This is a genomic window from Micromonospora phaseoli, assembly GCF_900109115.1.
Lineage (GTDB): Bacteria > Actinomycetota > Actinomycetes > Mycobacteriales > Micromonosporaceae > Micromonospora > Micromonospora phaseoli.
On the sequence record NZ_FNYV01000011.1, the window covers coordinates 120,965 to 146,347 of the forward strand.

Below are 25,383 nucleotides of genomic sequence, written 5' to 3' on the forward strand. Positions count from 1 at the left end.
GCCAGTCTGACTAGGCTCGACCGGGTGGAACAGACCCCAGGCCCGGCCGGGCCGCCGCTCACCCCCCGTACCGCCGTGGTCTGGTCGGTGCTGCGCGCCGAGCTGGACCGCCGGGCCGCCGCTGAGCTGACCGTGCTGGACGTGGGCGGTGGCACCGGCGGCTTCGCCGTGCCGCTGGCGTTGGCCGGGCACCGGGTCACCGTGGTCGACGCCAGCCCCGACGCGCTGGCCGCGCTCAGCCGCCGGGCGGCCGAGGCCGGGGTGCCCGAGCGGGTACGCGCGGTGCAGGGCGACGGGGACGCGCTCGCCGGGCTGGTCGAGCCGGCCAGCGTCGACCTGGTGCTCTGCCACGCCGTACTGGAGGTCGTCGACGATCCGGTGCCGGTGGTGTCGGCGCTGGCCGGCGCGCTGCGACCGGGCGGCGCGGCGAGCGTGCTGGTCGCCGGGCGGGCCGCGGCGGTCCTCGGCCGGGCGATGAACGGCCATCTCGAGGTGGCCGCGGCGCTGGCCGCCGATGCCGAGGGCAGCGCCGGCCCCCGGGACACGCTGCGCCGACGCTTCGACGCCGAGGGCGCCGCCGCGCTGCTGGCCGCCGCCGGGCTCACCGTCGAGGAGATCCACGGCGTACGCGTCCTCGCCGACCTGCTTCCGGCGACGGTGGCGGACGGCCAGCCCGGTGCCCTGGTCGAGTTGGAGCGGGCGCTGGCCGCGCGATCACCCTGGCGGGACGTCGCCGCCCAACTGCATCTGTTCGCCCGCCGCCCGGCATGACCGGCCGAGCCAGGCCGTTGGAGGTCGTCGCGCCCGCCTACGGCGGCGGCAGTCTCGCCGACGTGCTGCCCAGCGCGCTGGCCGTGCTCGGTGTGCCCGGCGCCACGGACCTGCTCGAACTCACCGCCGAACTGTCGGGGGTGCGTCGGATCGCGGTGCTGCTGGTCGACGGTCTCGGCTGGTACCAGATCCCGACCGCCGCGCCGTACGCGCCGACCCTGACCGGGCTGACCGCCGCGGCCGGCCGGCCGCTCACCTGTGGGTTTCCGTCCACGACCCCGACCAGCCTGGTCACCCTGGGCACCGGCGCGCCGCCCGGCGCGCACGGGGTGCTCGGCTTCACCCTGCGCGTTCCGGGCACCGAGCGGGTGCTCAACCACATCGAGTGGGTCGACGACCCGCCGCCGCTGCGCTGGCAGCCGGTCACCACCGCGCTGCAGCGGGCCCGGGCCGCGGGTGTCGCGGTGACCGTGGTGAGCCGGCCGGAGTTCGGTGGCACCGGTCTGACCCTGGCCGCGAACCGGGGTGGCGACTACCGCGGCGCGGCCGGCGTCGACGCGGTGGCCGCGGCCATGCTGACCGCGCTGACCGCCGGGTCCGGCCCGACCCTGGTTTCCGGCTACCACCCGGACGTGGACCGTCACGGTCACCTCAGCGGCGTGGACTCGCTGCCCTGGCGGGTGGCCGTGACCGAGCTGGACGGGCTGCTGGCCCGGCTGGTGGACGGGCTGCCGCCGGACGCGGCACTGCTGGTCACCGCCGACCACGGCCAGCTCGACGTGCCCGACGGGCACCGGTTCGACCTGGACACCGACCCTCGACTGCTCGACGGGGTGCGCGTGGTGGCGGGCGAGCCCCGGGTGCGCTACCTGCATGTCGCCCCGGGTGCCACCGCCGACGTGGCGGCCGCCTGGTCGGGCGTGCTCGGCGCTGCCGCGAGGGTGCTGACCAGGGCGGAGGCGGTGGCCACCGGCTGGTACGGGCCGGTGGCCACCGAACACCTGGGCCGGATCGGCGACGTGGTGGTGGTCTGCAACGACACGTACGCGGTGATGGCCAGCCGGTCGGATCCGCCGGCGGTGTCCCGGCTGGTGGCGTTCCACGGCGCGGACACGGCGACGGAGATGACCATTCCGCTGCTGGTGGTGCGGGGCTGACCGGGCGGCGATGTCGCACCCGGCGGCTAACCTTCGCGGGTGGGCCGCAGCCAGTCGATACCCCGGGGTGGCGATCCCCGGTTCGGGCCCGACGCCGATGACGCCGGCTGCCCGATTCTGCATGTCGACATGGACGCCTTCTATGCCTCGGTGGAGGTGCGTCACCGGCCCGAGTTGCGGGGCCGGGCCGTCGTGGTCGGCGGGGTCGGCCCGCGCGGGGTGGTCAGCTCGGCCAGCTACGAGGCCCGGCGGTACGGCGTACGCAGCGCGATGCCCACCATGCGGGCCCGCGCCCTCTGCCCGCACGCGGTTTTCCTCGCCCCGGACTTCGCCCGCTACACGGCCGCCTCGCGGTCGATCATGCAGATCTTCCGTGACGTCACACCGCTGGTCGAGCCGCTCTCGCTGGACGAGGCCTTCCTGGACGTCTCCGGTGCCCGCCGGCTGTTCGGCCCGCCGGCGGCGATCGCCCGCCGCATCCGTGAGCGGGTTGCCGCGGAGCAGGGGCTGACCTGTTCGGTGGGGGTCGCGCCGAGCAAGTTCGTGGCCAAGCTCGGGTCGACCCGGGCCAAACCCGACGGTCTACTCGTCGTCCCGGCCGACCAGGTGCTCGATTTCCTCCACCCCCTGCCGGTCGCCGCGCTGTGGGGCGTGGGAGAGCGCTCCGAGCAGGCGCTGCACCGGCTCGGCCTGCGTACCATCGGTGATCTCGCGCAGGCGCCGATCGGCATGCTGCGTACCGCGCTGGGCGAGGCGGCCGCGGTGCACCTGCACGAGCTGGCCGCAGGGCGTGACCCGCGTCGGGTCAGCCCGGAGCAGGTGGAGAAGTCCATCGGCGCGGAGACCACCTTCGACGTGGATGTCGATGATCCGACCGCGATCCGCCGCACGCTGCTCGCCCTGGCCGAGAAGGTCGGTGCCCGGTTGCGGGGCGCCGGGCAGGTCGGGCGGACGGTGTCGCTCAAGGTGCGTACCGCCGACTTTCGCACCGTCACCAGGGCTCGCACCCTCGACGTGCCCACCGATGTGGCCAGGGAGATGTTCGACACCGTGTGGGCGCTCTACACCGTTCTGGAGCTGGGTGAGCGGATCCGGCTGCTCGGCGTCCGGGCGGAGGGTTTGACGGCGGCCGTCGAGACGCCGCGGCAACTCACCCTGGGCGAGCGGGAGCACGGCTGGCGGGAGGCGGAGGTCGCGGCCGACGCCGCGGCTGCCCGTTTCGGGCGGTCCGTCATAGGACCGGCCAGTCTTCTCAGCGGGCGCGATCACCGACGAAATGAAAATCCGACCCGGCCGTAGGTCGTCCCGCTTTCCGACGCGCGAGGGCCCTCGTAGACTTGCGGGTAAGCAGCCGGTTGGCTGCCACGGTCTGTCGGTCCGACCGGACCGACCAACGTGACCGGGGAGGAGTGCCGTGCCGCTCTCGGAGCACGAGCAGCGGCTGTTCGAGCAGATCGAGCGGTCGCTTGCCGAGGACCCCAAGTTCGCCTCGGCCGTGCGCGCCAGCGATCCGCGCTTCCATGCGCGGCGTCGCCTGCTCGTCGCTGCCGGCGTGATCATCGCTGGCCTGGCGTTGTTGGTCTATGGCGCGGTGATTGCAACTCCGCCGCTGGCAGTGGCGGGATTCGTCGTCATGCTGGCCTCGGCCGCGTTCGCGGTGCAGTCGCACCGTCGGGCGCAGTCACCCGACCTGCACGTCGTCGGTGGCACGGCGAGTCGTCGCCGGTCCCGAAGCCGTGCCGGCAGGCGGCCGGGCTTCCTTGACCGGATGGAGGATCGGTGGCGGCAGCGCCCGGAGGGGCACCGCTGAAGCCGTTCCGCCGTTCCTGAGGCGGAGCACGTCACCCCGGCCTGACCGCCGGGGTGGCCAGCGCTCGACCGGCTGGTGCCGTTCGAGCGCTCCACCCTGCCCCAACCCGACGCCCTCCCACTGCCCCCCCGCGCCCCCGCACGCCCCCTCGGCGTGTCGATCATGCAGTTCTCGTCCTGGCAGAAGCCGTTAATGGCGCAAAAGGGTGACCACAACTGCATGATCGGCGTCGAGTGGAGGCACGGGGGCGAAAGGGTGGGCCGGTGGTGGGTGTTCACCACCGGCCCGGATGGAGGATCGGGCCGGGTTAGCGGCCTGCGCGGTTGGCGATCAGCCGGCGCGGGCTGAAGCGCAGCAACCGGTGGCGTAGCTGCCCACCGGAGGCGACCAGCCGCGACGAGGTGTCCGCGATGGTGGTGCGCCACCGGTGCAGCACCGACGGCGGCAACACCGTCGCCACCAGCCTGGTCCGGCGGTCCGCCTGCCCGACGAGCGCGCCGCGTACCGTCCGCAGGGCCGCCGGCAGGGGCTCGCCGGTCAACGGGTCCCGGGCGTAACGGGCCCGCTCCTCCGCCCGGCCGAGCAGGCGGACCGCCGAGGAGGCCCCGGCGTCGGTGGTGAGCGCCTCGCGGGCCAGCCGGTCGGCGGTCGCCCGCGGAGTTTCCGTCCGGTCCACCCGGACCCGGTAGTCGACCAGCGTGTCGATCAGCTCGTCCCAGGCGGCGTGCGCGTCGGCTCGGGCCCGATCGTGGTCGCCGCCGACCAGCACGACCGGTTGGCCGGTGGCCGGGCCGCCGGCGTCCGGGACGTCGACCGTCCGGACCGCCGGTGCCGGCCGTCCCCGACGGCGGCGCAGGGCGAGCCGGCGCAGCGCGGGCACGGCGAGCAGGACGAGCAGCGCCAGTACCCCGATGGTGAGCAGCCAGGGCCAGAGCGGCGCCTGCTGGTCCGGCGTGTCGGAACCGGCGGCGGCACCCGGGTCGACGCCTTCCTCGAACTGGTCCGGCCCCTGGTCCGGTGCCTCCGACGGGTCGGCCGCGTCAGGTGCGTCCGACGCGTCGGTCTGCGGGCTGGTCTGCTCGGGGGCGTCGGTGTCCGGCGCCCACGCCGAGCGGGTCGAGCCCGGCACGCCGTAGGCCGGGGTGGCGTCGAAGGGCACCCAACCGATCTGGTCGAAGTAGACCTCGGTCCAGGCGTGCAGGTTGCGGTTGGTCAGCGTGAGGGTGTCGTCGCTGCGCCGGCTGCCGTTGGTGAACCCGAACGCGACCCGGGCCGGGATGCCCGCGTCGCGGACCATCCACGCCAGCGCCGCCGCGTACTGCTGGCAGTAGCCGACCTTGTTCTCGAGGAAGTCGAGGATCGCCTGACCGCTGGTGCCCTCCTCGGTGCTGAGCCGGTAACTGAAGCCGTTGTCCTCGGAGAAGTAGTCGTAGAGGGCGCGCACCTTGTCGTACTCGGTGCGTTCGCCGCGGACCAGATCCGCCACCAGGGCCCGCACCTCGGGCACGTCGGGGGTCACGGTCTGCTGCCGGCGCAGCGGTACGTCCGCCGGCAACGGCTGAGCCTGGCGCAGCGCCTGCGGAGTGTACGACGAACGCACGTAGTCGAACTCGTACTGCCTGCCCCGGGAGTTCTCCCGGTTGGAGAAGACGACCTGGAGGTTCGGGTCGTAGAACCAGTTGTTGCCGAGTTCGCCGAAGCGGACCGGTTCGGCGTAGACCGGCACGTACGGCATGTTCAGATCCCGGCTCACCTCCACGGTGGCCCGGTGCCGGGTCCGCTCGATGCCCGACAGTGACCGCGCCGACGGATCGGGCAGCTCGCCGGTGACCCGCCGGCCGTTGGGACCGCGGATCCGGAAGCCGTCGGTGCGCAGGTCGTCGGCCACGCCGAAGCGCAGGTAGAACGGATCCTCCTCGGTGGTGGTGACCTTCACCAGGTCGGTCACCTGTGACTGGTTGAGCTGCCCGCTGAGCGCGGCGAACAGGTCGATCCGGCCGGGTGAGCCCCCCAGCCCCGGTCCGATGCCGGAGCCGGCGCCGGAGTTCAGGCTGGTCATCAGCCCGGCGGTCATGCCCGGGACGGCCAACGGCACCAGCACGGCCAGGGCGAGGCCCACCACCGCCAGCCGCCGGCCCGCGGCGGCCAGCGGAGACGCCTCCCAGACGTCCACGTCGCGGCCGTCGCCGGTGAACCGTCGGCCGAAGCGGCGGACCCGGTCCACGTTGTCGGTGACCAGCAGCCACAGGAAGCCGGCGGCACCGATCGCGAACGGCACCGGCGGGACGCTGTCCACGTAGACCGCCACCGGCACCGAGTAGATGGCCAGCATCGGCAGGCCGGCCAGGGCGGGTCGGCGCAGCCCGACGCAGAGCACGTCCACCAGCACCGCCACCCCGCCGATGCCGAGCACCGTGATGAACAGCAGCGGGTCGGTGTCCGGGACCTTCACGCCGTGTGAGCGCATGTCCTCGACGGAGTTGCCCATCAGTTCGGCGAAGTGCCCGAAGGTGGCCGGGGTGGGCAGCACCGCCAGCAACTCCCCGCCGCTGGGGAACAGCCAGGTCAGGGCGAGGGTGAGGCCGCCCACCATGGCCAGGATCTGGAGCCACAGCGGGGTCCGGCCGAGTCGGGCAAGCGCCGCCGCGGCGGCCACCGCGGCCACCGCGATGACGGCCTGGACCAGCCAGGTCCAGCGTTCGAAAATGGCCGAGAGCGGTGCCGCGGCCAGCAGCGTCGCGGCGGCGGCCACCAGGCCCAGGTTCCGATGGGCGATCATGAGGGGGACCTTCCGTTCATCGCACGCTGCCCGACACCGTCTCTGCCATCGCCGCCCGGAGGGCGAACCCCTGGGAGCCTCGGCCGGCCTGTGGCCAGAGCGCCGGCAACCGGCCGCCGTGGTCGACGCCGATGACCCGCCAGCCGGACTGCAGCAGGGCCAGCGCGGCCGTGTCGTGGGCCTGGTCTGCCTCGGCCCGCGCGGACGCGGGCAGGTTGAGCCAGGCGGAGCTGTCCAACAGGAAGCACACGCAGGTGGCGCCGTTGGCCCGCAGCCCGGCCAGCAGCTCCGCCTCGGCGGTGCTCAGCGATCCGAACAGGCCGATGATCAGGCCGCCGTCGGCCCGTTGCCGGACGTGCTGCACCAGCGTGGTGATCTCGACCCGCTGGTCCAGCCGGACCTCCGCGAGCTGGTCGAGCAGCACCCCGTCGCCGGCACCCTCGTTCGCGTCGACGTCCGCGCCCGCGCCGGTGACCAGCCGCAGCTTGTAGCCGGCCTGCCGCAGGTGCACGGCGATGCTGGCCGCGGCCGAGACCGCCCACTCGAAGCTGGCCGTCGGGCCGTCGCCGTGGTGGCCGTAGGCGCGAGTGTCCAGCAGCACCGTCGCCCGGCTCTCCCACGGCTGTTCCTCACGCCGCACCATCAGCTCGCCGGTGCGCGCGGTCGACTTCCAGTGCACCCGGCGCAGGTCGTCGCCGCGCCGGTACTCGCGGGTCGCCGCGTCGTCCTCGCCGTGCACCGCCACCGAGCGGGCCCGGCTGTCGCCACTGCCGGCGTACTCGCCGGGCAGCCGCACCGACGGCAACGGGACCACCTGGGGGACGACCGTGAGGCGGTCGGTGCCGGGGAAGGCGCGACTGAGTTCGCAGAGACCGAACGGGTCGGTCATCCGGACCACCAGCGGACCGACCTCGTACCGGCCGCGCACGTCGGCACGCACCGTGTACGCCACCGAGCTGGCCTGGTGCGCGCCGAGGCGCTCCAGCACCACCCGGGGGCGACTGCCCAGGGCGTACGGGAGCCGGTCCTCCAGCAGCAGGGTGCCGGTGGGCAGCCGGGACATGTTCTGCAACCGCAGCACCACCCGGGCGCTGGCGCCGACCGGCACCCGGTGCGGTTCCAGCGAGCGGTGGCAGGCGAGCTTGTAGCGGCTGCGACCCACGTAGAGCGCGGCGAGCAACGGCAGGACGGCCAGCAGCACCGCCACCCGCAGCAGATCCTTCTCGCCGAGGATGCCGGCGGAGACAGCTGCCGCCACCGCCGCGGCCAGGAACGAACGGCCGCGGGTGGTCAGCCCACGCAGCCCGTCACGCACGTCACGGCCTCCGCGGCTCGAACGGGGGCCGGACGGTGCCGGTCGGTGGCGGGTCGTACGGCGAGCGCTTGCGGTCGTGCGGCAGCGGCAGGCGGTGCACCAGGTCGGCGACGATCGCGTCGGTGGTGCGCCGGGCGAGTTGGGCGTCGGCGGTGGGGATGATCCGGTGCGCGAGCACCGGCACGGCGAGCACCTGCAGGTCGTCGGGGAGGACGTAGTCGCGCCCGTCGAGGGCGGCCACCGCGCGGGCGGTGCGCAGCATCTGCAGGGTGCATCGGGGGGACGCGCCCAGACGCAGGTCGGGCGACTCACGGGTGGCGGTGACCAGGTCGACGGCGTACTGCTTGACCACGTCGGCGACGTGCACCTGCCGGACGTGGCCGATCAGCCGACGCACGGTCTCGGCGTCGGAGACCGGCCGCAGCGCGGAGAGCGGGTCGACCGCGCCGTGCCCGTCGAGCATGGCCAGCTCGGCGGTCGGATCCGGGTATCCCATCGCGATGCGGGCGGTGAACCGGTCACGCTGCGCCTCCGGCAGCGGGTACGTGCCCTCCATCTCGATCGGGTTCTGGGTGGCGATCACCATGAACGGGGTCTGCAGTTGGTAGGTCACCCCGTCGACGGTCACCTGCCGCTCCTCCATGCACTCCAGCAGGGCGGACTGGGTCTTCGGAGAGGCCCGGTTGATCTCGTCGCCGACGACCAGGTTGGCGAAGACGGCCCCGGGGCGGAACTCGAAGTCGTGGGTCTCCTGGTTGTAGACGCTGACCCCGGTGACGTCGCTGGGCAGCAGGTCGGGCGTGAACTGGATGCGGCGTACCGAACAGTCGATCGACCGCGCCAGGGCCTTGGCCAGCTTGGTCTTGCCGACGCCGGGCACGTCCTCGATGAGCAGGTGACCTTCAGCGAGCAGGACGGCCAGGGCGAGCCGCACGGTGGCGGTCTTGCCCTCGATGACCTGTTCGATGTTGGCCACGATCACGTCACTCGCGGCGCGGAACTCGTCGTGCGGCAGCAGTCCGCCAACTTCGTCCCAGGTCTGTTGTGTCACGGGCCTCCTCCTCGTCGCCATCACGGCAGCTCTGTATAGAGCACCTGGCCCCGCCGTTGGGTTCGCGACGTGCGAGCCTCGTCTGCCGCAGCAATCTCACTGGCCTCTCAGGCTAACCATGTTTCTAGCCAACGCCGACCGCCGCAGGTGTTTGAGTGGTTACGCAGCTTTTTGTCATCACGGAGCGCATGTCAGTGGTTCTGCCGGGTAAGGGGGTCGGAAGGCACCTGATGAGGAGAGACATGCCCGACCGCACCGACGCCCCGTTCGGCCCGCTGAATCCCGGCCCCGGTCGCCCCGCCGACCGCACTGTCACCGGGCGCTGAGGTGGCGATGTCAACGGCACGCCCGGTCCACCAGGCGTGTCGGGAGGCGGTGTGATCCTCGCGGTGGTGCTCGCCTGGCAGGTCGGCCTGGCGGTCTGCGCTCCGCTGCTGACCCGGCGCTTCGGCCGCGACGCCGGCTACCCGCTGGCGGCCGGGTACCTGATCGCGGCGGCGCTGCTGCTCACCAGGCTGCCGGTGATCCTGGACGACCGGGAAGTTGCCCTGGCCTGGCGGTGGCTGCCCGGGCTGGAGGTCAACGCCGCGCTGCGGATGGACGCGCTCGGGCTGGTCTTCGCGCTGTTGGCGCTCGGTGTCGGCGCGCTCATCGTGGCCTACTGCCCCCGGTACCTCGACGGCGATACGGCCGAGCAGGAGCGGGTGTACGTCACCATGACCCTCTTCGCCGCCGCGATGCTGGGCCTGGTGCTCGCCGACGACCTGCTGGTGCTCTTCGTCTTCTGGGAACTGACCTCGATCCTCTCCTTCGTCCTGATCGGGCAGGGTGGTCGGCCGGCGGCCACCCGTTCCGCTGTGCAGGCGCTGCTGGTCACCGTCGCCGGCGGGCTGGCCCTGCTGGCCGCCTTCGTCCTGCTCGCGGTGCACCTCGGCACCACCAGCCTGGACACCATCGTGGCCGAGCCGGAGCGGCTCACCGGCGGACCGGCCTGGGCGGTGGGGACGCTGATCATCGTCGCCGCGTTCACCAAGTCCGCGCAGCTGCCCTTCCACTTCTGGCTGCCCGGCGCGATGGTGGCGATCACGCCGGTGAGTGCCTACCTGCACGCGGCGACAATGGTCAAGGCCGGCATCTACCTGCTGATGCGCTTCTCGGCCGTGTTCTCCGGGGAGTGGGCGTGGGACGTCACGCTGATGGCCGTCGGCCTGCTCACCGCGATCCTCGGTGCGCTGCTGGCGCTCCGGCAGTACGACCTCAAGGCGCTGCTGGCGTACTCCACGGTCAGCCAGCTCGGCCTGCTGGTGGGCGTGATCGGTGTCGGCACCCCGGCCGCCGACGCGGCAGCGATCCTCTACACCGTCGCCCACGCGCTGTTCAAGGCGACGCTGTTCATGCTGGTCGGCATCATCGACCATCAGGCGGGCAGTCGGGACATACGGCAACTCTCCGGCCTGCATCGGGTGATGCCGGTGACGGTCTGGCTCACCGCGCTGGCCGCGATGTCGATGGCCGGCCTGCCGCCCACCATCGGCTTCGTCGGCAAGGAGGCGATCTTCGAGTCCCTCGGCGAGGCGCCCGGGGTGTGGTGGCTGGGCTGGCTGGCGGCCGGGCTCGGCGTGCTCGCCTCGGTGCTGACCTTCGCGTACGCGGCCCGTCTGGTACACGGGATGATCGAGGGGCCGACCCGGCAACGCCAGCTGCGCGAGCCGTCCCGGGCGTTCCTCGCGCCGGCCGCGGTGGCCGCGGTGACGGCGACCGCGCTCGGTCCGGTGGTGATGTTCCTGAGTCCGCTGGTGGAGCGGGCCGCCGCCGACGCCCGCCCGGAGGGAACCCCGCCGTACCTGGCGTTCTGGCACGGCTTCACCCCGGCGCTGGGGCTGAGCGTGCTCACCGTGCTGCTCGGCACGCTGATGTTCCTCGGCCGGGTCCGGGTGGACCGGTGGCTGCGGGCCCTACCCACCACGCCACCCTTCGCCGAGTTGCTGGAGCGCGGCCGGCAGGGGCTGCTGCGCGCCGGTGCGGTCGTCGCCCGGACCGCGCACGCCCCGGGCCCGGCTCCCTACCTGGCCCGGCCGTTGCTGGTCGTGGTGGTGCTCGCGGTGGTCGCCGTGGCAGCGCCCGGCGTCGCGGTCCCCCTCGGCGGCGACCTGGGCCGACCGGGCGACTGGCTGCTGCTCTGCCTGCTCGTGCCCACCCTCGCCGGGATGCTGGTGGTGCGCTCCGCGCTGGCCGCGATCGGACTGACCGGGGTGGTGGGACTGCTGCTGTCCGCCTGGTTCCTGACCGTCGGAGCGCCGGACGTGGCGCTGACCCTGATGCTGGTGGAGGTGCTCACCGCGGTGGTCGTCATGCTGGCCCTACGGCAGCAGCCGGGCCGGCTCACCTCCGTCGGGCGGCGCTGGCCGGTGACCGGTGCGGCGCTGCTGGCGGTGGCGGCGGGGGTCGCGGCGGCGGCGGGCACCGCCATGCTCACCGGCCGCGCGCAGCTGTCCGAGCCCGGCCGCTGGTACCTCGAACAGGCGGAGGAGCTGACCGGCGGCGCCAACGTCGTCAACACCATCCTGGTGGACTTCCGCCCGCTGGACACCCTCGGCGAGGCGGTGGTGCTCGCGGTGGTGGCGCTCGGGCTGGTCCGGCTCGCCGGCCGCCGGGTCGACCCCGCCGGGGCGGAGCCGACCGGTGGCGACATCGTGCTCGGCCTCGCCTACCGGGTGCTCGCGCCGGTGATGCTGGTCGCCTCGGCGGTGCTGTTCCTGCGGGGCCACGAGGAGACCGGCGGCGGCTTCATCGGGGCGTTGCTCGCGGGTACCGCCGTCGGTCTCGGGCAGCTGGCCCACCCCGGCGGGGCGCCCCTGCTGAGGCGGCTCCGGTCGGTGCCGCTGGTCGCCGCCGGACTGCTGGTCGCCATGGCCGCCGGGCTGGCGCCGCTCGCCGTCGGCCGGCCCCCGTTCACTCCGCTCACCCTCAGCACGCCCGGACCGGTGCCGTCGCTGTCCACCTCCCTGCTGTTCGACCTCGGCGTCTACCTGATGGTCCTGGCGCTGGTGGTGGCCGCGGTCCGGCGTCTCGGTGTGCCCGCCGCCCAGCACGGCGCGCCAGCCCCCGGAGGTGCCGGGTGAAGGAGCAGAGCGCGGCCCTCATCGTCGGTGTGTTGGTCGCCGCCGGGGTGTTCCTGCTGCTGCGGCCGGGCCTGCTGCGGGTGGTGCTGGGCTTCGTCCTGCTCGGGCACGCCGTCAACGTGCTGCTGCTCGCCGCCGGTGGGCTCGGCCGCCGGACGGCCGCGCTGGAAGAGGTGGGCCCCGACACGGCCGACCCGCTGCCACAGGCGTTCGTACTGACCGCCATCGTGATCACTTTCGGTATCACCGTCCATCTGCTCGGTCTGCTGCGGCGCGACGACGGCGACGACGAGCCGGCGGGCGACGGCGCGGCGACCGGCGGCGGTGGCGGGGACGGCAGGAGCAGCGGCGCCGGGGGCGGCGACGGTGGTGGGCCCGATGGTGGGGACGGCGACGTCGAGCCGGTACGCGAGGGCGCGCCGGAGGGTGACGTACGGTGAACGACCTTCTCCTCCTTCCGGTCGCCGGACCGCTGCTGGTGGCCGCTGTCCTGCTCGCCCTGCCGGGCCGGATGCTGCTGCACCGGCTCGCCGCCCTGGCGACCACTGCCGGGGTACTGGTGGTGGCGGTGGCCCTGCTGGTGGCGACCAGCGACGGGGCGGTCCCGGTGCTGCGGGTCGGCGGGTGGCCGGAGTCGGTGGCCATCAGCCTGGCGGCGGACGCGCTCAGCGCCCTGCTGGTCACGGTCACGGCAGTGGTGGTGCTCTGTTGCCTCGTCGCGGCGGTCGGCTCCGGCGACGACCGCCGCCCGTACTTCCTGCCGCTGGTGCTGGTCCTATCGGCCGGGGCGAACGGTGCCTTCCTCACCACCGACCTGTTCAACCTCTTCGTGCTGATCGAGGTCATGCTGGTGCCCTCGTACGTGCTGCTGAGCCTGGCCGGCGGGAGCGGACGTGGCGGCGCGGCACGGGTGTACGTGGCCACCAACCTGCTCGGCTCCACCCTCCTGCTGGCGGGCGTGGCCCTGGTCTACGGCACCACCGGCGTGGTCGGTCTGGGTGACCTGGCCGGCCTGGCCCGCGACGATCCGGCGGTGGCGGTCGCCGCCGCCGTGGTGCTGCTCGCCCTCGGCCTCAAGAGCGCGTTGGTCCCGCTGCACGACTGGCTGCCCCGCACCTACCCGGTGGCCTCGCCGGTGGTGGTGGCCCTCTTCTCCGGGCTGCTGACCAAGGTCGGCCTCTACGCCGTGATCCGGATCTACGCCGTGGTGTACGGCGGTGACCCCGCCTACCACTGGCTGCTCGGTGCGGTGGCGCTGCTGTCGATGGTGGTCGGCGTGCTCGGCGCCGTCGGCGAGAAGTCGATGCGGCGGATCCTGACCTTCCACATGGTCAGCCAGATCGGTTACGTGCTGCTCGGCCTGGCGCTGTTCACCGCCGCCAGCCTGGCCGCGGCGGTGTACTACCTGGCGCAGTACATCCTGGTGAAGGCCGCGCTGTTGCTCTGCGCGGCGGCGGTGCGCTTCGGTCGGGGCACCGACCGGCTCGACGAATCCGGCGGTCTGAGCTGGCAGCGACCCGCGCTCGGCCTGGCGTTCGCCGGGGCGGCGCTGTCGCTGGCCGGCCTGCCGCCGTTCTCCGGCTTCGTGGCGAAGTTCCTGCTGCTGCGGGCCACCGCGGAGACCGGGGCCTGGCTGGCGATGACGGTCGCGGTGCTGGTCAGCCTGGTCACCCTGCTGTCGATGTTGAAGATCTGGAGCGCGGTGTTCGCCGGCGACCCGCCGACGTCGACGGCCGTGGAGAAGCGGATCGGGCTGCCACTGGTCGGCGCGCCCCTGGCCCTGGCCGGGCTCTCCCTGGCGGCGGGGTTGGCCGCCCAGCCGCTGCTGGTGGTCGCGGACACAGCGGCGGCCGGGCTGCGCGACCCGTCGGGTTACGTCCGGGCGGTGACCGGACGATGAGCGTGGACGCGGTGGGGGGTGTCACCCGACGTGCGGTGCTGCGGACCGGACGCATCCTGCGGTTCGCCGGCTACTTCGCCGTCCGGCTGGTCCAGGCGAACCTGGCCGTGGCCTGGGAGATCATGACCCCGCGTTCCCGGCTGGCCCCGGCGGTGGTGCGGGTGCCGCTGCGGGCGGTCACCGACACCGAGGTGGCGGCGGTGGCGCTGGCGGTCAGCCTGACCCCGGGCACGCTGACCCTGGCGGTCCACCGGAGTCCGGCCGCGCTGTCGGTGCACGGTATGTACGCCGCCGATCCGGTGGTGTTCCGACGCGACGTGACCGAGTTGGAGGGGCGACTGCTGGCCGCCCTGCGCCCGGCCGGGCACCCCGGCCACGGCGGCCCGGCCGACGACGGCGGCCCGGCCGACGACGGTGACCGGAGGTGACGCGGAGATGGTGAGGATCCTGCTCGACATGGTGCTCGTGGTTCTCGTCGGGTCGATGGCGGTGGTGGTGGTCCGGCTGGTGATCGGCCCGACCGACGCGGACCGGGCAGCGGCACTGGATCTGGGCTTCTTCGTCTTCCTGGCGGCCCTGGCCGTGCTCGCCGCCCGGCTGGACGCCCCGGACCTGCTCGACCTGGTGCTCCTGGGGACGCTTGTGAGTTTCCTGGCCACGGTGGCGATGGCTCGGCTGGTGCTGCGGAGGCAGCGATGATCCGGATCGGCGCTGCGTCGCTGCTGCTGGTGCTCGGCACCGCGCTGATCGCGATCGGCGCGGTGGGTCTGATCCGCCTGCCCGACGTCTATCACCGGATGAACTCCGTGGCCAAGGCGGCCAGCCTCGGGGTGAGCTGTGTCCTGTTGGGCGTGCTGCTGCTGATTCCCGGCGTGCGTACCGCCGTGGTGGTCCTGGTGGCGGTCGGCCTGCAGCTGTTCACCGCGCCGATCGGCGGGTACGCCCTGGCCCGCGCCGCCTACCGGTCCGGGGCGCCGCTGGCGGCGGTCACCCGATACGACGAACTCGACGGCCGGGTCGGCGAGGGCCGCGGTCAGCCGGGCGGCCGAGAGCCCGGCTGACCGATAGTGGGCGGCGGCTCCGTGCGGGAGGGCGGTACACTCCCACTCATGGCCGGTGTCTTCCTGCTTCTTACCGGGCCGTGCTGATGCGCTGAACGCGCGACAGTACGGCGGCCCCTCCTGCGTGAGGGGCTTTTTCGTGTCCGCCGCCGGTCCGGGGGCGGGCCGTCGAGCACAGGACACGAGACCAGCCAGCCCTCCGACGGACTCCGTCGGGCGACGCGAGGAGAAGGCCATGAGCAGCAGCGAGGCAGCCACCGACACCCCACCGTTCCGGTACACCGCGACGCTGGCCGACGAGATCGAACGCCACTGGCAGGACGTCTGGGAACGCGAGGGGACCTTCCACGCGCCGAATCCGTCCGGTCCGCTGGCCGATCCGGCCCACCCGCGCGCCGGCGCCGAGAAGCTGTTCGTGCTGGACATGTTCCCGTATCCCTCGGGCGCGGGGCTGCACGTGGGGCACCCGCTGGGCTACATCGGCACCGACTGTTTCGCCCGCTACCAGCGGATGGCCGGGCGCAACGTGCTGCACGCGATGGGCTTCGACGCGTTCGGCCTGCCCGCCGAGCAGTACGCGGTGCAGACCGGCACTCACCCGAGGACCACCACCGAGGCGAACATCAGCCGCTACCGGGAGCAGCTGCGCCGGCTGGGGCTGGCCCACGACCAGCGGCGTTCGGTGGCCACCATCGACACCGACTTCTACCGCTGGACGCAGTGGATCTTCCTGCAGATCTTCAACTCCTGGTACGACCGGGCGGCCGGTCGGGCCCGGCCGATCAGTGAGCTGATCGCCGAGTTCGCCGGGGGCACCCGGCGCACCCCGGACGGCCGGCCGTGGGCCGAGCTGTCCGCCGAGGAGCGTCGTCGGGTCGTCGACGACCACCGCCTGGCGTACGTGTCGCAGGCACCGGTGAACTGGTGTCCCGGGCTGGGCACGGTGCTGGCCAACGAGGAGGTCACCGCCGACGGCCGCTCCGAGCGGGGCAACTTCCCGGTCTTCAAGCGCAACCTGAAGCAGTGGATGATGCGGATCACCGCGTACGGCGACCGGCTGCTGGACGACCTGGACAAGCTGGACTGGCCGGAGCCGATCAAGCTGATGCAGCGCAACTGGATCGGCCGGTCCACCGGCGCGCACATCGACTTCCCCACCACCAGCGCACCGGTCCGGGTGTTCACGACCCGCCCGGACACCATCTTCGGTGCCACCTACATGGTGCTGGCACCGGAGCACGAGCTGGTGGCGGCGCTGGTGCCGGCGGCCTGGCCGGAGGGCACCCGGGACGCGTGGACCGGTGGGCACTCCAGCCCGCAGGCCGCGGTCGAGGCGTACCGCAAGGCGGCGGCGGCCAAGACCGACGTGGAGCGGCAGGCGGACACGAAGGAGAAGACCGGCGTCTTCATCGGCGCGTACGCCACCAACCCGGCCACCGGCAAGCAGATCCCGATCTTCATCGCCGACTACGTGCTGGCCGGCTACGGCACCGGCGCGATCATGGCGGTGCCCGCCCAGGACGAGCGGGACTGGGAGTTCGCCGAGGTCTTCGAGCTGCCGATCGTGCGTACCGTGCAGCCGTCGGAGGGCTTCGACGGCAAGGCGTACACGGGGGACGGTCCGGCGATCAGCAGCGCCGCGCCCGAGCGCGGCCTGGACCTGGACGGCCTGGGGGTGGCCGACGCGAAGGCCCGGATCATCGAGTGGCTGGAGGCGACCGGCAACGGCCAGGGCGCGGTGACCTACCGGCTGCGCGACTGGCTGTTCAGCCGCCAGCGCTACTGGGGCGAGCCGTTCCCGATCGTCTACGACGCCGACGGGGCCGTCATCGCGCTGCCGGAGGAGATGCTGCCGGTCGAGCTGCCCGAGGTGGACGACTTCTCCCCGCGCACCTTCGACCCGCAGGACGCGGCCAGCAATCCGGAGACGCCGTTGTCGCGCCGCCGGGACTGGGTAGAGGTGGAGCTGGACCTGGGTGACGGGCCCAAGCGCTACACCCGGGAGACCAACGTGATGCCGCAGTGGGCCGGCTCCTGCTGGTACGAGCTGCGTTACCTGGACCCGACCAACCGCGAGCGGTTCGTCGACCCGGACAACGAGCGGTACTGGATGGGGCCGCGCGGCGAGGGCGACTGCGGTGGCGTGGACCTGTACGTCGGTGGCGCCGAGCACGCCGTGCTGCACCTGCTGTACGCCCGGTTCTGGCACAAGGTGCTGTACGACCTGGGCCACGTGTCGTCGTTCGAGCCGTTCCGCAAACTGTTCAACCAGGGCTACATCCAGGCGTACGCGTACACCGACGCCCGGGGCGCGTACGTGCCGGCCGAGGAGGTCGCCGAGCGCGACGGCGGCTGGTTCCTGGGCGACGTCCAGGTCAACCGCGAGTACGGCAAGATGGGCAAGTCCCTGAAGAACATCGTCACCCCGGACGAGATGTGCGCCGCCTACGGCGCCGACACCTTCCGCGTGTACGAGATGTCGATGGGCCCGCTGGAGGTGTCCCGCCCGTGGGAGACCCGGGCGGTGGTCGGCTCGTACCGCTTTCTGCAGCGGGTCTGGCGGGCCATCGTCGACGAGCAGACCGGGCAGTCGCGGGTCACCGACGATCCGGCCGACGAGGCGACCCGGCGGCTGCTGCACCGGGTCATCGACGGCGTCCGGGGCGACATGGAGGGGATCCGGTTCAACACCGCCATCGCCAAGCTGATCGAGCTGACCAACGCGGTGACCCGGCTGAACGGGACGCCGCGCGAGGTGGCCGAGCCGCTGGTGCTGATGGTGGCCCCGGTCGCCCCGCACATCGCCGAGGAGCTGTGGCGGCGGCTGGGTCACCAGACCTCGCTGACGTACGCGGACTTCCCGGTCGCCGACCCGGCGCTGCTGGTCGCCGAGACGGTGACCTACCCGGTGCAGATCAACGGCAAGGTCCGGGGCCGGGTCGAGGTGCCGGCCGACGCGGCCGAGGACGACGTGCGGACACAGGCGCTGGCGGCGGTGGCCGGCCCACTGGCCGGCAAGGAGCCGCGCAAGGTCATCGTCATCCCCGGCCGAATGGTCTCGGTGGTGGTCTAGGGGGCGCGGCGGTGTAGGGCGAGCATGACGACCGCGGCGGCTACCGCCGCCCAGACGGCGTAGGTGGTCCAGGCGCCGGAGACGGTGGCGGGGTAGGTGTCGGTCAGCCACGGCGGGGGACCGCCGGGCTCGATCAGCCGCTGCCAGGCCGGCACCGGCATGGCGTGCCGCAGCCACGCGCTCCAGCGTTCGTCCTCGTTGACGGCGGTGGGCAGCAGGAGCAGCACCGTCGCGGCGGTGACGATCGCGGGCGCGGTGTGTCGGATCAGCGCCGCGAGGGCCATGCCGACGAGCGCGCAGAGCGGCACCAGCAGCGCGGATGCGGCGATCCCCCGCAGGGCACCGGGCTCGCTGACGGACATGCTCGCGCCGACGTCGGCGAGGATCGCCTGGGACACCGCGAAGGCCGCCGCCGCGCCCAGCGCCCCGAGCAGGGTCAGCACGCCGGTCAGCACCGTCAGCTTGGCGGCGGCGACCGCGTGCCGCCGGGGGACGGCCGCGAACGTGGTGCGCATCAGCCCGGAGGCGTACTCGCCGCCGATCGCGACCGCCCCGACGCCGCTGGCCGCGAGGACGACGAACATCTGTGCCTCGGCGGGGAAGGCGTCCCAGAGCGGGGAGCGTACCGCCCGCCGTTGCGCCGTCCAGTCGGGCCAGCCGGCGTGGGTGGCCAGCGCGGCGTGGGTGGCGAGGCCGACCAGGGCGAGCAGGAGCAGGGCGAACGCGCCCCAGGTCGAGCGCAGCGACCAGAGCTTGATCCATTCGGCGGCGAGCAGGTCGCGGTAGCGGGCCGGGTGTGGCGTCCGGGTGATCTCGTCGGCGGGGCGGGTCACGGCGGTCATCGGCTCTCCCGGGTGGCGTACTCGACATCGGCGGCGGTGAGTTCCATGAAGGCCTCCTCCAGCGAGGCGGTGCGGGTGGTCAACTGGTGCAGCGGAATCCGCAGGCCCAGGGCCAGGTCACCGATCCGCTCGGCGGTCACCCCGAGCACGGCCAGCGCACCGTCGGGATCCGGCCGTACGGTCGCGCCGGCGGCGGTCAGCGCGGTGGTCAGGGAGGCGGGCTCGGGGGTACGCACGACGACCTCCGCGCGGCCGGCGCGGGCGGCGAACCCGGCCAGGGACTCGTCGGCGATCAGTCGGCCCCGGCCGATCACGACGAGATGATCCGCGCAGTGCTCCATCTCGCCCATCAGGTGACTGGAGACGAAGAGGGTCCGGCCCTCGGCCGCGAGTCGCCGGAACACCTCCCGCAGCCAGCGCACCCCCTCCGGGTCGAGCCCGTTGAACGGCTCGTCGAACAGCAGCACGGGCGGGTCGCCGAGCAGCGCGGCGGCGATGCCGAGGCGCTGCCGCATGCCGAGCGAGAAGCGGCCGACGCGGCGATCGGCCGCGTCGTCCAGGCCGACCTGCCCCAGCACCTCGTCGACCCGGTGGCGGCCCATGCCGTTGCTGCGGGCCAGGGCCGCCAGGTGAGCCCGTGCGCTGCGCCCACCGTGCACGTCCCCGGCGTCGAGCAGCGCGCCGGCGTGCCGCAGTCCGCGCGGGAGGTCCCGGAATCGGACGCCGCCGATCGTGGCGGTGCCGCTGGTCGGCGCGGTCAGCCCGAGAAGCATCCGCAGGGTGGTGGACTTGCCGGCGCCGTTCGGGCCGAGGAAGCCGGTCACGTGGCCGGGCCGGACGGTCAAAGTCAGGTCGTCGACGGCTGTGGTGCGGCCGTACCGTCGGGTCAGGGAACGAAGTTCGATCATGTCGTCCACGCTGCCCCGGCGCCGGGTTGGACGGCGTCGGCCCGCCGGCCACACCGGGGGCCGGACACTGGCCCACGGGCGTACGCCCCCGGGCCGATGCCCGTGCGACGCCCGGCTGGATACGGTGTGCCGGTGGACGCCATCGCCCTGCTCCGGCCGCGGGCCGCCCTCCCGGTGGTCCGGACGGTGCTGGGGTGGGCCGGGGTGGCCGTCCTGCCCGTGCTCTGGGTGATGGCGCCGGCAGTGTCGACCGGCGGGGGCGGTGTCGGTGTGCTGGGCTGGTGGCTGCCCGAGCGGTACCTGGTGCCGGTGCTGGCCGTGGCCCTGCCGGCGGGCCTGCTGCGCCGCCGCCCGCTGACGGCGCTCGGCCTGATGCTCGCCGGGGCGACGCTGAGCACCGTGACCGTGCACGGCGGGGACGCCGAGTATCTACGCAACGTCTTCAACCTGCAGTTCCTTGCCGTCGACGCCGCACTCGGCGTGGTGGCGGCGAACCGGGCCCGGCGGGTGTCGGTGACCGCCGCCGGGGTGGTGCTGGTGATGCAGCTACTCGCGGCCTTCGTGAACCTCGGAGTCGAGCCGGTGGACCAGGCCGCGCTGACCATCCTGGCCGTGGCGACCGCCTGGATCGCCGGCAACTCGGTGCGGGCGCGGCGCGGTTACGCGGTGGCCCTGCGGGCGCATGCCGCCGCCGAGGCGGTTACCGCCGAGCGGCTGCGCATCGCCCGGGAGCTGCACGACATGGTGGCGCACAGCATCGGCGTCATCGCCATCCAGGCCGGGGTGGGGGCCCGGGTCATCGACAGCCAGCCGGCGCAGGCCCGTGCCGCGCTCGCCACCATCGAGGCGGCGAGCCGGGACACCCTGGCCGGGCTGCGGCGTACCCTCGGCACGCTGCGCCGTGGTGCCGGTGAGTCGGCGTCACTGGACCCGGTGCCCGGGCTGGCGGACCTGGACCGGCTGGTCGCCGCGACGGGCGACGCCGGAGTCCGGGTCGAGTTGTGCGAACGCGGCGACGGGCCGGTCCCGGCGGAGGTCGACCTCGCCGCGTTCCGCATCGTCCAGGAGGCGCTCACCAACGTGGTACGCCACGCCGGTGTCGACGCGTGCCGGGTCACCGTCGAGCGCGGTGACCAGGAGGTCGCGGTGGAGGTCGTCGACGACGGCCGGGGCGGTCCGATCGGTGTCGAGGGCCACGGGCTGGTCGGCATGCGCGAGCGGGTCCTGGCGCTCGGCGGCCGGCTCCGGGCCGGGCCACGGCCCGAGGGCGGTTTCCAGGTGACGGCCCGACTGCCGGTGCCGATCGGGACCGGCGGCCCGCCGGGCGAGCCGGTGGGCCGGTGACCGTCCGGGTGCTGCTCGCCGACGATCAGCCCCTGATCCGGGCCGGGCTGCGGGTACTCATCGCCGACGTGGTGGACATCGAGGTGGTCGGGGAGGCGGGCACCGGCGCCGACGCGGTACGCCTGACCCGTGAGGTCCTACCGGACGTGGTGCTGATGGATCTGCGGATGCCCGGAATGGACGGGATCCAGGCGACCCGGACGATCATCGCCGCCGGCGGTCCCACCCGCGTACTGGTCCTCACCACGTTCGACGACGACGAGCACGTGCACGCCGCGCTGCGCGCGGGGGCGAGCGGTTTCCTGGTCAAGGACATGGCGTTGGAGGACATCCTCGGTGCGATCCGGGTGGTCGCCGCCGGGGATGCGCTGATCGCGCCGGGCGTGACCCGCCGGCTCATCGCCGAGTTCGTCCGCCGGCCGGCGGCGCAGCGGCCCCGGGTCCTCGCCGGGGTCACCGAGCGGGAACGGGAGGTACTCACCCTGGTCGGTCGCGGCCTGTCCAACGCCGAGATCGCCGACCACCTCGTGATCAGTGTGGCCACCGCGAAGGCCCACGTGGCCCGGCTGTTCAGCAAGCTCGACGCGAGAGACCGGGTGCACCTGGTGATCGCCGCCTACGAGGCCGGGCTGGTCGGCGTCAACGGCCCGGAGGCGTCGTAGCGGGGCGACGGCCGCGGTCACCCCCGGATGGCCTCCGGCGGGGTCGAGCCGGGGTCGAGCCGACGCCGGCGCTCCGCGCGCCACCAGCGGGCGAGCAGCACGGCGCTGGCGATGAAGCCCAGCGCCGCCGGTGCGGCGGCGAACCAGTTGACCCCGCCGGTGGAGGTGACGGCGGCACCGACCGCCGCGTAGCCGAACGCGGTCGGCGCGGAGGCGATCACGCTGCCGGTGAGGAACGGCAGCACCCGCGCGCCGGTGGTGCCGTAGCCGTAGCTGACCAGGCCGAAGCCGGAGATCGGCAGCAGCCGTACGGTGACCACGCCGAGCACGCTCTGCCGGGTGAACCAGCGGTCGAGGCGGGCCAGCCGGCCCCGGATGCGTTCGGCGACGAACTCCCGGCCCAGCACCCGGCCCACGGCGAAGCCGATCGCGGCGGCCAGCAGCGCTGCGCCGAGTGCGTAGGCGGCGCCCTCCAGGGCGCCGAAGATCGCCCCGGCGGCGAGTGTGATGAACGTGCGGGGGACCAGCGCCACCAGCAGCAGTGCCCCGCCGAGGACGCCGGCGACCGGGGCGAGACCACCCAGCCGGTCGCCGACCTGCGGCAGCGCCGTCGGGTCGGGCCGCGGCACCAGCAGCAGCGTCACCCCGAACCCGGCGAGCAGGAGCAGCAGCAGCGCGAACCGGAGGACCGACGGCCGGACGGCGACCGGCCAGCCCAGCGGGATTCCCGGTGGCCGCTGGCGTAGCAGCCGCCGGAGGGTGGGGATCATGCCCGGGCGGCGGCCACCGCGGTCCGGCGTTCGGCCCGCAGCCGGTCGGCCCAGGTGTCGTCGAGCGGCGGAAGCCGCTGCGCGCCGGTGGCCCAGCCCAGCAGCAGATCGGCCAGGGCGGGGTTGCGGGCCAGCGCCGGGCCGTGCGAGTACGTGCCGAGCAGCTTGCCCCGCCACGCCCCCTCGGTGGCGCCGTCGTTGCCGACACCGGCGGTGACCCGGGCCAGGGGGGAGACCCCGGGGCCGAGCCGGGTGCGGCCGCCGTGGTTCTCGAAACCGGTAAGCGGCGGCAGGCCGAGTCGGGCGTCGATGTCGCCGGCCAGCTCGCCGACCGCCCGGCTGGGACCGCGGTCCGAGGAGAGGTCGAGCAGCTCCAGTCCCTGGTACTGGGTGCCCTTGGCGAAGAAGGAGGTGCCGAGCAGTTGGTAGCCGGCGCAGACGCCGAACACCACCGAGCCCTGGGCCACCGCACGGTGCAGGCCGCCGTCGGCGATCAGCCGCTGCGCGCCGAGTGCCTGCGGTCCGTCCTCGCCGCCCCCGATCAGGTAGATGTCGGCGGTGGTGGGCAGCCGCTGGTCGGACCGGACCTCCAGCACCTCGACCGGGAACCCGCGCTGTCGTGCCCGGCGGGCCAGGATCAGGGCGTTGCCCCGGTCGCCGTAGGTGGACAGCAGGTCGGGGTAGATCCAGACGATGCGCAGGGTCTCAGTTGACACGGTCCAACTCCGCTCGGATGTCCTGGAACGCGGTGTAGTTCGCGATGACCTCCAGCCGCCCTGGTGGTACCGCCCGGACGGCGTCGTCGAAGGAGCGGACGTACTGGAACGGCACGTCGTTGACCTCCAGCCGGACGGCGAGGTCGTATGCCCGGTCACCGGTGATCAGAACCTGGCGCCCGCGTAGCGGGGCGAAGTCGACGTCGAAGAGCCAGGAGGTGTCCAGGCCGTCGGGGTCGCGGGCGTTGATGGAGAGCAGGGTCGGTGCCTCGTCGGCCATGTCGAAGGCCTCCAGCCAACTGGCCGGGTTCTTGGCCAGCAGCAGCCGGACGGTGCGCCCGTCCCGCACGACCTGGGCGTACCGGCCGGCGACCGAGGTGACATCGCCGAGCCGGGGAACCGCGTCGAACGGGCGTACGCCGAACTCGGCGGCGACCGCGAGGGCGGTGGCCGCGTTGCCGACGTTCACCTTGCCCGGAAGCTGGAGCTTCACCTTGTACCAGGCGCCGGTCGGGTCGACCACGCCCTGGTCGTCCACGGTCCACTGCGGGTCGGGCCGGCGCAGCGGGCAGCCGGTGCACCACCACTGGTCGCCGGAGCGTTGGATGGTCGAGCCGCACTCGGGGCAGACCCACGAGTCGTCGTGCCACCGTTGCCCCGCCGAGAACCAGGTGACGTGCGGCGCAGTGATCCGCTGGTCGTGGGTGGCCGGCGGGGTGGCCGCCCAGACCACCATCGGGTCGTCGGCGTTGGCGATGATGCGGACGTCGGGGTGGCGGATCAGCGCCGCGCGCCAGAGCTGCGCCATCATGGCGACCTCCTTGGCCCGGTCCAACTGGTCGCGGGAGAGGTTGAGCAGCGCCACCACGTGCGGGTCGGTCGCCTCGATCACCTGGGCGAGGTAGTGCTCGTCGACCTCCAGCACCGCGTAGGGGGTGCTGCCCGCCTTGGCCAGCGCGGAGGTGTGCCCGGTGGGCATGTTGGCGCCGAACGAGTTGGTGGCGACCCGGCCGAGCACCCCGACGGCCGCGGCGGCCAGCCGGGTGGTCGTGGTCTTGCCGTTGGTGCCGGAGATCAGCGCGATCGCCCGTCCGGCGGAGAGGTGGGCGAGCAGCTCCGGGTCGATCTTCAGGCCGATCCAGCCACCGATCACCGAGCCGTCGCCACGGCCCGCAGCCCGCGACAGTGCCGCGGCGGTCCGTGACACGGAGCTGGCCACCTTCGCCCGCAGGGGCATCTTCGCGTCCGTCACGCGAGCGAGGTTACCGGACCGGACGACCCGCCAGATCGCCGCCGACGGCGATCGGTCCGGTCCGGCTTTCGCGACGACCGGACGGCCGTGCTCGACCGGACGGAGTCGATCTATGTCGGAAAGCGGACCCGCCCCGGGCGGCGTCCGGCCCTCCACTCCGCTCCACCCCGGCTGACGTGCGGTTTTGCTGCCCGACACGGCGCGCCACGCGGTCGATTCTGGTTGCGAGTGGAGGGAAGTGGAGTAGAGTGGGGCGCATTGGTGGGGCCGGGAGGGGCCCACCGGCCCGGGGGGTCAGCGGCGCGCGAACGCCGCTAAAAGGGCGAGGGGGTTGGGCCGTGTTTCTCGGCACCCACACTCCGCGCCTGGACGACAAAGGCCGGTTGATCCTTCCGGCGAAGTTCCGGGATGAGCTGGCGGGGGGTGTCGTGATCACCAAAGGGCAGGAGCGCTGCCTCTACGTATTCCCGACGCCGGAGTTCCAGCGGATCGCGGAGCAGTTGCGCGCGCAGCCGATGACGCACAAGGCCGCTCGGGCCTACGGCCGTGTCTTCTTCGCCAGCGCGCACGACGAGGTGCCGGACAAGCAGGGTCGGGTGACCATACCCGCCCATCTGCGCACGTACGCGGGGCTCGACCGTGACCTGGTGGTCATCGGCGCGAGCACCCGGGTGGAGATCTGGGACAGGGTCGCCTGGGAGACCTACCTCGCCGAGAGCGAAGACGACTTCGCCGACATCGAGGAAGGGGTGCTGCCAGGCGGTCTGTAGGGCGTGGCGACGCCCGACGTACTGCGAGATCTCCAGCCGCTTTCGAGTTCCTGGCATCCCTTCCCCGATGCCAGGCGCGC

Annotated in this window: 21 protein-coding genes and 1 pseudogene; 14 read left to right on the forward strand and 8 right to left on the reverse strand. The window is 73.4% G+C overall.

Going from position 1 to position 25,383, the window contains the following annotated elements; all coding sequences use genetic code 11:
• Nucleotides 1-6 precede the first annotated feature (6 nt).
• The 4 genes from BMY89_RS24220 (at nucleotide 7) to BMY89_RS24235 (ending at nucleotide 3,738) form a co-directional block, all read left to right on the forward strand.
• Nucleotides 7-771, forward strand: coding sequence for a methyltransferase domain-containing protein (locus BMY89_RS24220; protein ID WP_092382442.1), 765 nt, complete (start codon nucleotides 7-9; stop codon nucleotides 769-771).
• The gene (locus tag BMY89_RS24225; RefSeq protein ID WP_092382362.1) at nucleotides 768-1,928 is read left to right on the forward strand and encodes an alkaline phosphatase family protein; all 1,161 of its coding nucleotides are present in this window, start codon (nucleotides 768-770) and stop codon (nucleotides 1,926-1,928) included. Before BMY89_RS24220 ends, BMY89_RS24225 begins: the two co-directional genes overlap by 4 nt.
• A gap of 39 nt (nucleotides 1,929-1,967) precedes the next feature.
• A complete protein-coding gene (locus tag BMY89_RS24230; protein WP_092382363.1) occupies nucleotides 1,968-3,227 on the forward strand; it encodes a DNA polymerase IV in 1,260 nt (419 codons plus the stop codon).
• Nucleotides 3,228-3,342: 115 nt separating this feature from the next.
• Nucleotides 3,343-3,738: a DUF3040 domain-containing protein gene (locus BMY89_RS24235; protein WP_092382364.1), complete on the forward strand. Its 396-nt coding sequence runs from the start codon at nucleotides 3,343-3,345 to the stop codon at nucleotides 3,736-3,738.
• Between the two features lie 307 nt (nucleotides 3,739-4,045).
• Here the strand turns inward: BMY89_RS24235 and BMY89_RS24240 are convergent, their stop codons facing one another.
• Genes BMY89_RS24240 through BMY89_RS24250 form a run of 3 tightly spaced genes read right to left on the reverse strand, consistent with a single transcriptional unit; the run spans nucleotide 4,046 to nucleotide 8,883 of the window.
• Complete coding sequence (locus tag BMY89_RS24240) at nucleotides 4,046-6,517, reverse strand: transglutaminase TgpA family protein (protein WP_092382365.1); 2,472 nt, start codon at nucleotides 6,515-6,517, stop codon at nucleotides 4,046-4,048.
• A 16-nt stretch (nucleotides 6,518-6,533) separates the two neighbouring features.
• Nucleotides 6,534-7,832 (reverse strand): DUF58 domain-containing protein, encoded by a 1,299-nt coding sequence (locus BMY89_RS24245; RefSeq protein WP_092382366.1) that lies wholly within the window; start codon nucleotides 7,830-7,832, stop codon nucleotides 6,534-6,536.
• 1 nt (nucleotide 7,833) lies between these two features.
• A complete protein-coding gene (locus BMY89_RS24250) occupies nucleotides 7,834-8,883 on the reverse strand; it encodes an AAA family ATPase (protein WP_092382367.1) in 1,050 nt (349 codons plus the stop codon).
• A gap of 377 nt (nucleotides 8,884-9,260) precedes the next feature.
• Between BMY89_RS24250 and mbhE the strand changes: the two genes are divergently transcribed.
• The 7 genes and pseudogenes from mbhE (at nucleotide 9,261) to leuS (ending at nucleotide 18,039) form a co-directional block, all read left to right on the forward strand.
• Nucleotides 9,261-12,005, forward strand: coding sequence for a hydrogen gas-evolving membrane-bound hydrogenase subunit E (gene mbhE, locus BMY89_RS24255; protein WP_092382368.1), 2,745 nt, complete (start codon nucleotides 9,261-9,263; stop codon nucleotides 12,003-12,005).
• Nucleotides 12,002-12,280, forward strand: a pseudogene (locus BMY89_RS31100) (sodium:proton antiporter); the annotation flags it as partial. The gene mbhE and the pseudogene BMY89_RS31100, both read left to right, overlap by 4 nt.
• Before the next feature lie 161 nt (nucleotides 12,281-12,441).
• Nucleotides 12,442-13,905, forward strand: coding sequence for a proton-conducting transporter transmembrane domain-containing protein (locus BMY89_RS24265; RefSeq protein WP_092382369.1), 1,464 nt, complete (start codon nucleotides 12,442-12,444; stop codon nucleotides 13,903-13,905).
• Nucleotides 13,902-14,333: a Na+/H+ antiporter subunit E gene (locus BMY89_RS24270; RefSeq protein WP_092382370.1), complete on the forward strand. Its 432-nt coding sequence runs from the start codon at nucleotides 13,902-13,904 to the stop codon at nucleotides 14,331-14,333. The genes BMY89_RS24265 and BMY89_RS24270 overlap by 4 nt, the downstream gene beginning before the upstream one ends.
• 7 nt (nucleotides 14,334-14,340) lie before the next feature.
• On the forward strand, nucleotides 14,341-14,604 hold the full coding sequence (locus BMY89_RS24275) for a monovalent cation/H+ antiporter complex subunit F (protein ID WP_092382443.1): 264 nt from the start codon (nucleotides 14,341-14,343) through the stop codon (nucleotides 14,602-14,604).
• On the forward strand, nucleotides 14,601-14,966 hold the full coding sequence (gene mnhG, locus BMY89_RS24280; RefSeq protein ID WP_092382371.1) for a monovalent cation/H(+) antiporter subunit G: 366 nt from the start codon (nucleotides 14,601-14,603) through the stop codon (nucleotides 14,964-14,966). Before BMY89_RS24275 ends, mnhG begins: the two co-directional genes overlap by 4 nt.
• A 235-nt stretch (nucleotides 14,967-15,201) precedes the next feature.
• Nucleotides 15,202-18,039: a leucine--tRNA ligase gene (gene leuS, locus BMY89_RS24285; RefSeq protein ID WP_092382372.1), complete on the forward strand. Its 2,838-nt coding sequence runs from the start codon at nucleotides 15,202-15,204 to the stop codon at nucleotides 18,037-18,039.
• Here the strand turns inward: leuS and BMY89_RS24290 are convergent.
• Both BMY89_RS24290 and BMY89_RS24295 read right to left on the reverse strand, forming a co-directional pair.
• Nucleotides 18,036-18,881 (reverse strand): hypothetical protein, encoded by an 846-nt coding sequence (locus BMY89_RS24290; RefSeq protein WP_092382373.1) that lies wholly within the window; start codon nucleotides 18,879-18,881, stop codon nucleotides 18,036-18,038. The genes leuS and BMY89_RS24290 overlap by 4 nt on opposite strands.
• Nucleotides 18,878-19,789, reverse strand: a complete 912-nt coding sequence (locus tag BMY89_RS24295) for an ABC transporter ATP-binding protein (protein ID WP_175510414.1) — start codon at nucleotides 19,787-19,789, stop codon at nucleotides 18,878-18,880. Before BMY89_RS24295 ends, BMY89_RS24290 begins: the two co-directional genes overlap by 4 nt.
• Nucleotides 19,790-19,921: 132 nt before the next feature.
• Between BMY89_RS24295 and BMY89_RS24300 the strand changes: the two genes are divergently transcribed.
• Both BMY89_RS24300 and BMY89_RS24305 read left to right on the forward strand, forming a co-directional pair.
• Nucleotides 19,922-21,133 carry a sensor histidine kinase gene (locus BMY89_RS24300; protein WP_232521527.1) on the forward strand — a complete coding sequence of 404 codons (1,212 nt, stop codon included), beginning with the start codon at nucleotides 19,922-19,924 and terminating at the stop codon, nucleotides 21,131-21,133.
• Nucleotides 21,130-21,795 carry a response regulator gene (locus tag BMY89_RS24305; protein WP_092382376.1) on the forward strand — a complete coding sequence of 222 codons (666 nt, stop codon included), beginning with the start codon at nucleotides 21,130-21,132 and terminating at the stop codon, nucleotides 21,793-21,795. The genes BMY89_RS24300 and BMY89_RS24305 overlap by 4 nt, the downstream gene beginning before the upstream one ends.
• A gap of 17 nt (nucleotides 21,796-21,812) precedes the next feature.
• On the opposite strand, the gene BMY89_RS24310 is transcribed toward BMY89_RS24305, so the two are convergent.
• From BMY89_RS24310 to BMY89_RS24320, 3 genes are read right to left on the reverse strand one after another with little or no spacing between them, the layout of a single operon-like run.
• On the reverse strand, nucleotides 21,813-22,565 hold the full coding sequence (locus BMY89_RS24310; RefSeq protein WP_092382377.1) for a TVP38/TMEM64 family protein: 753 nt from the start codon (nucleotides 22,563-22,565) through the stop codon (nucleotides 21,813-21,815).
• On the reverse strand, nucleotides 22,562-23,281 hold the full coding sequence (locus BMY89_RS24315; RefSeq protein ID WP_092382378.1) for a type 1 glutamine amidotransferase: 720 nt from the start codon (nucleotides 23,279-23,281) through the stop codon (nucleotides 22,562-22,564). Before BMY89_RS24315 ends, BMY89_RS24310 begins: the two co-directional genes overlap by 4 nt.
• Nucleotides 23,271-24,518, reverse strand: coding sequence for a MurT ligase domain-containing protein (locus BMY89_RS24320; protein WP_092382444.1), 1,248 nt, complete (start codon nucleotides 24,516-24,518; stop codon nucleotides 23,271-23,273). The genes BMY89_RS24315 and BMY89_RS24320 overlap by 11 nt, the downstream gene beginning before the upstream one ends.
• A gap of 353 nt (nucleotides 24,519-24,871) precedes the next feature.
• Between BMY89_RS24320 and mraZ the strand changes: the two genes are divergently transcribed.
• Entirely contained in the window at nucleotides 24,872-25,303 is a 432-nt protein-coding gene (gene mraZ, locus BMY89_RS24325; RefSeq protein WP_092382379.1) for a division/cell wall cluster transcriptional repressor MraZ, read from the forward strand.
• Nucleotides 25,304-25,383 lie beyond the last annotated feature (80 nt).

Bases quoted from the DNA above. Each gene is read 5' to 3' on its own strand.
- BMY89_RS24240 (WP_092382365.1), bottom strand. From the start codon at position 6,517: ATGATCGCCCATCGGAACCTGGGCCTGGTGGCCGCCGCCGCGACGCTG.
- BMY89_RS24270 (WP_092382370.1), top strand. From the start codon at position 13,902: ATGAGCGTGGACGCGGTGGGGGGTGTCACCCGACGTGCGGTGCTGCGG.
- BMY89_RS24225 (WP_092382362.1), top strand. From the start codon at position 768: ATGACCGGCCGAGCCAGGCCGTTGGAGGTCGTCGCGCCCGCCTACGGC.
- leuS (WP_092382372.1), top strand. From the start codon at position 15,202: ATGAGCAGCAGCGAGGCAGCCACCGACACCCCACCGTTCCGGTACACC.
- BMY89_RS24275 (WP_092382443.1), top strand. From the start codon at position 14,341: ATGGTGAGGATCCTGCTCGACATGGTGCTCGTGGTTCTCGTCGGGTCG.
- mnhG (WP_092382371.1), top strand. From the start codon at position 14,601: ATGATCCGGATCGGCGCTGCGTCGCTGCTGCTGGTGCTCGGCACCGCG.
- BMY89_RS24320 (WP_092382444.1), bottom strand. From the start codon at position 24,518: ATGCCCCTGCGGGCGAAGGTGGCCAGCTCCGTGTCACGGACCGCCGCG.
- BMY89_RS24310 (WP_092382377.1), bottom strand. From the start codon at position 22,565: ATGATCCCCACCCTCCGGCGGCTGCTACGCCAGCGGCCACCGGGAATC.
- BMY89_RS24295 (WP_175510414.1), bottom strand. From the start codon at position 19,789: ATGATCGAACTTCGTTCCCTGACCCGACGGTACGGCCGCACCACAGCC.
- BMY89_RS24290 (WP_092382373.1), bottom strand. From the start codon at position 18,881: ATGACCGCCGTGACCCGCCCCGCCGACGAGATCACCCGGACGCCACAC.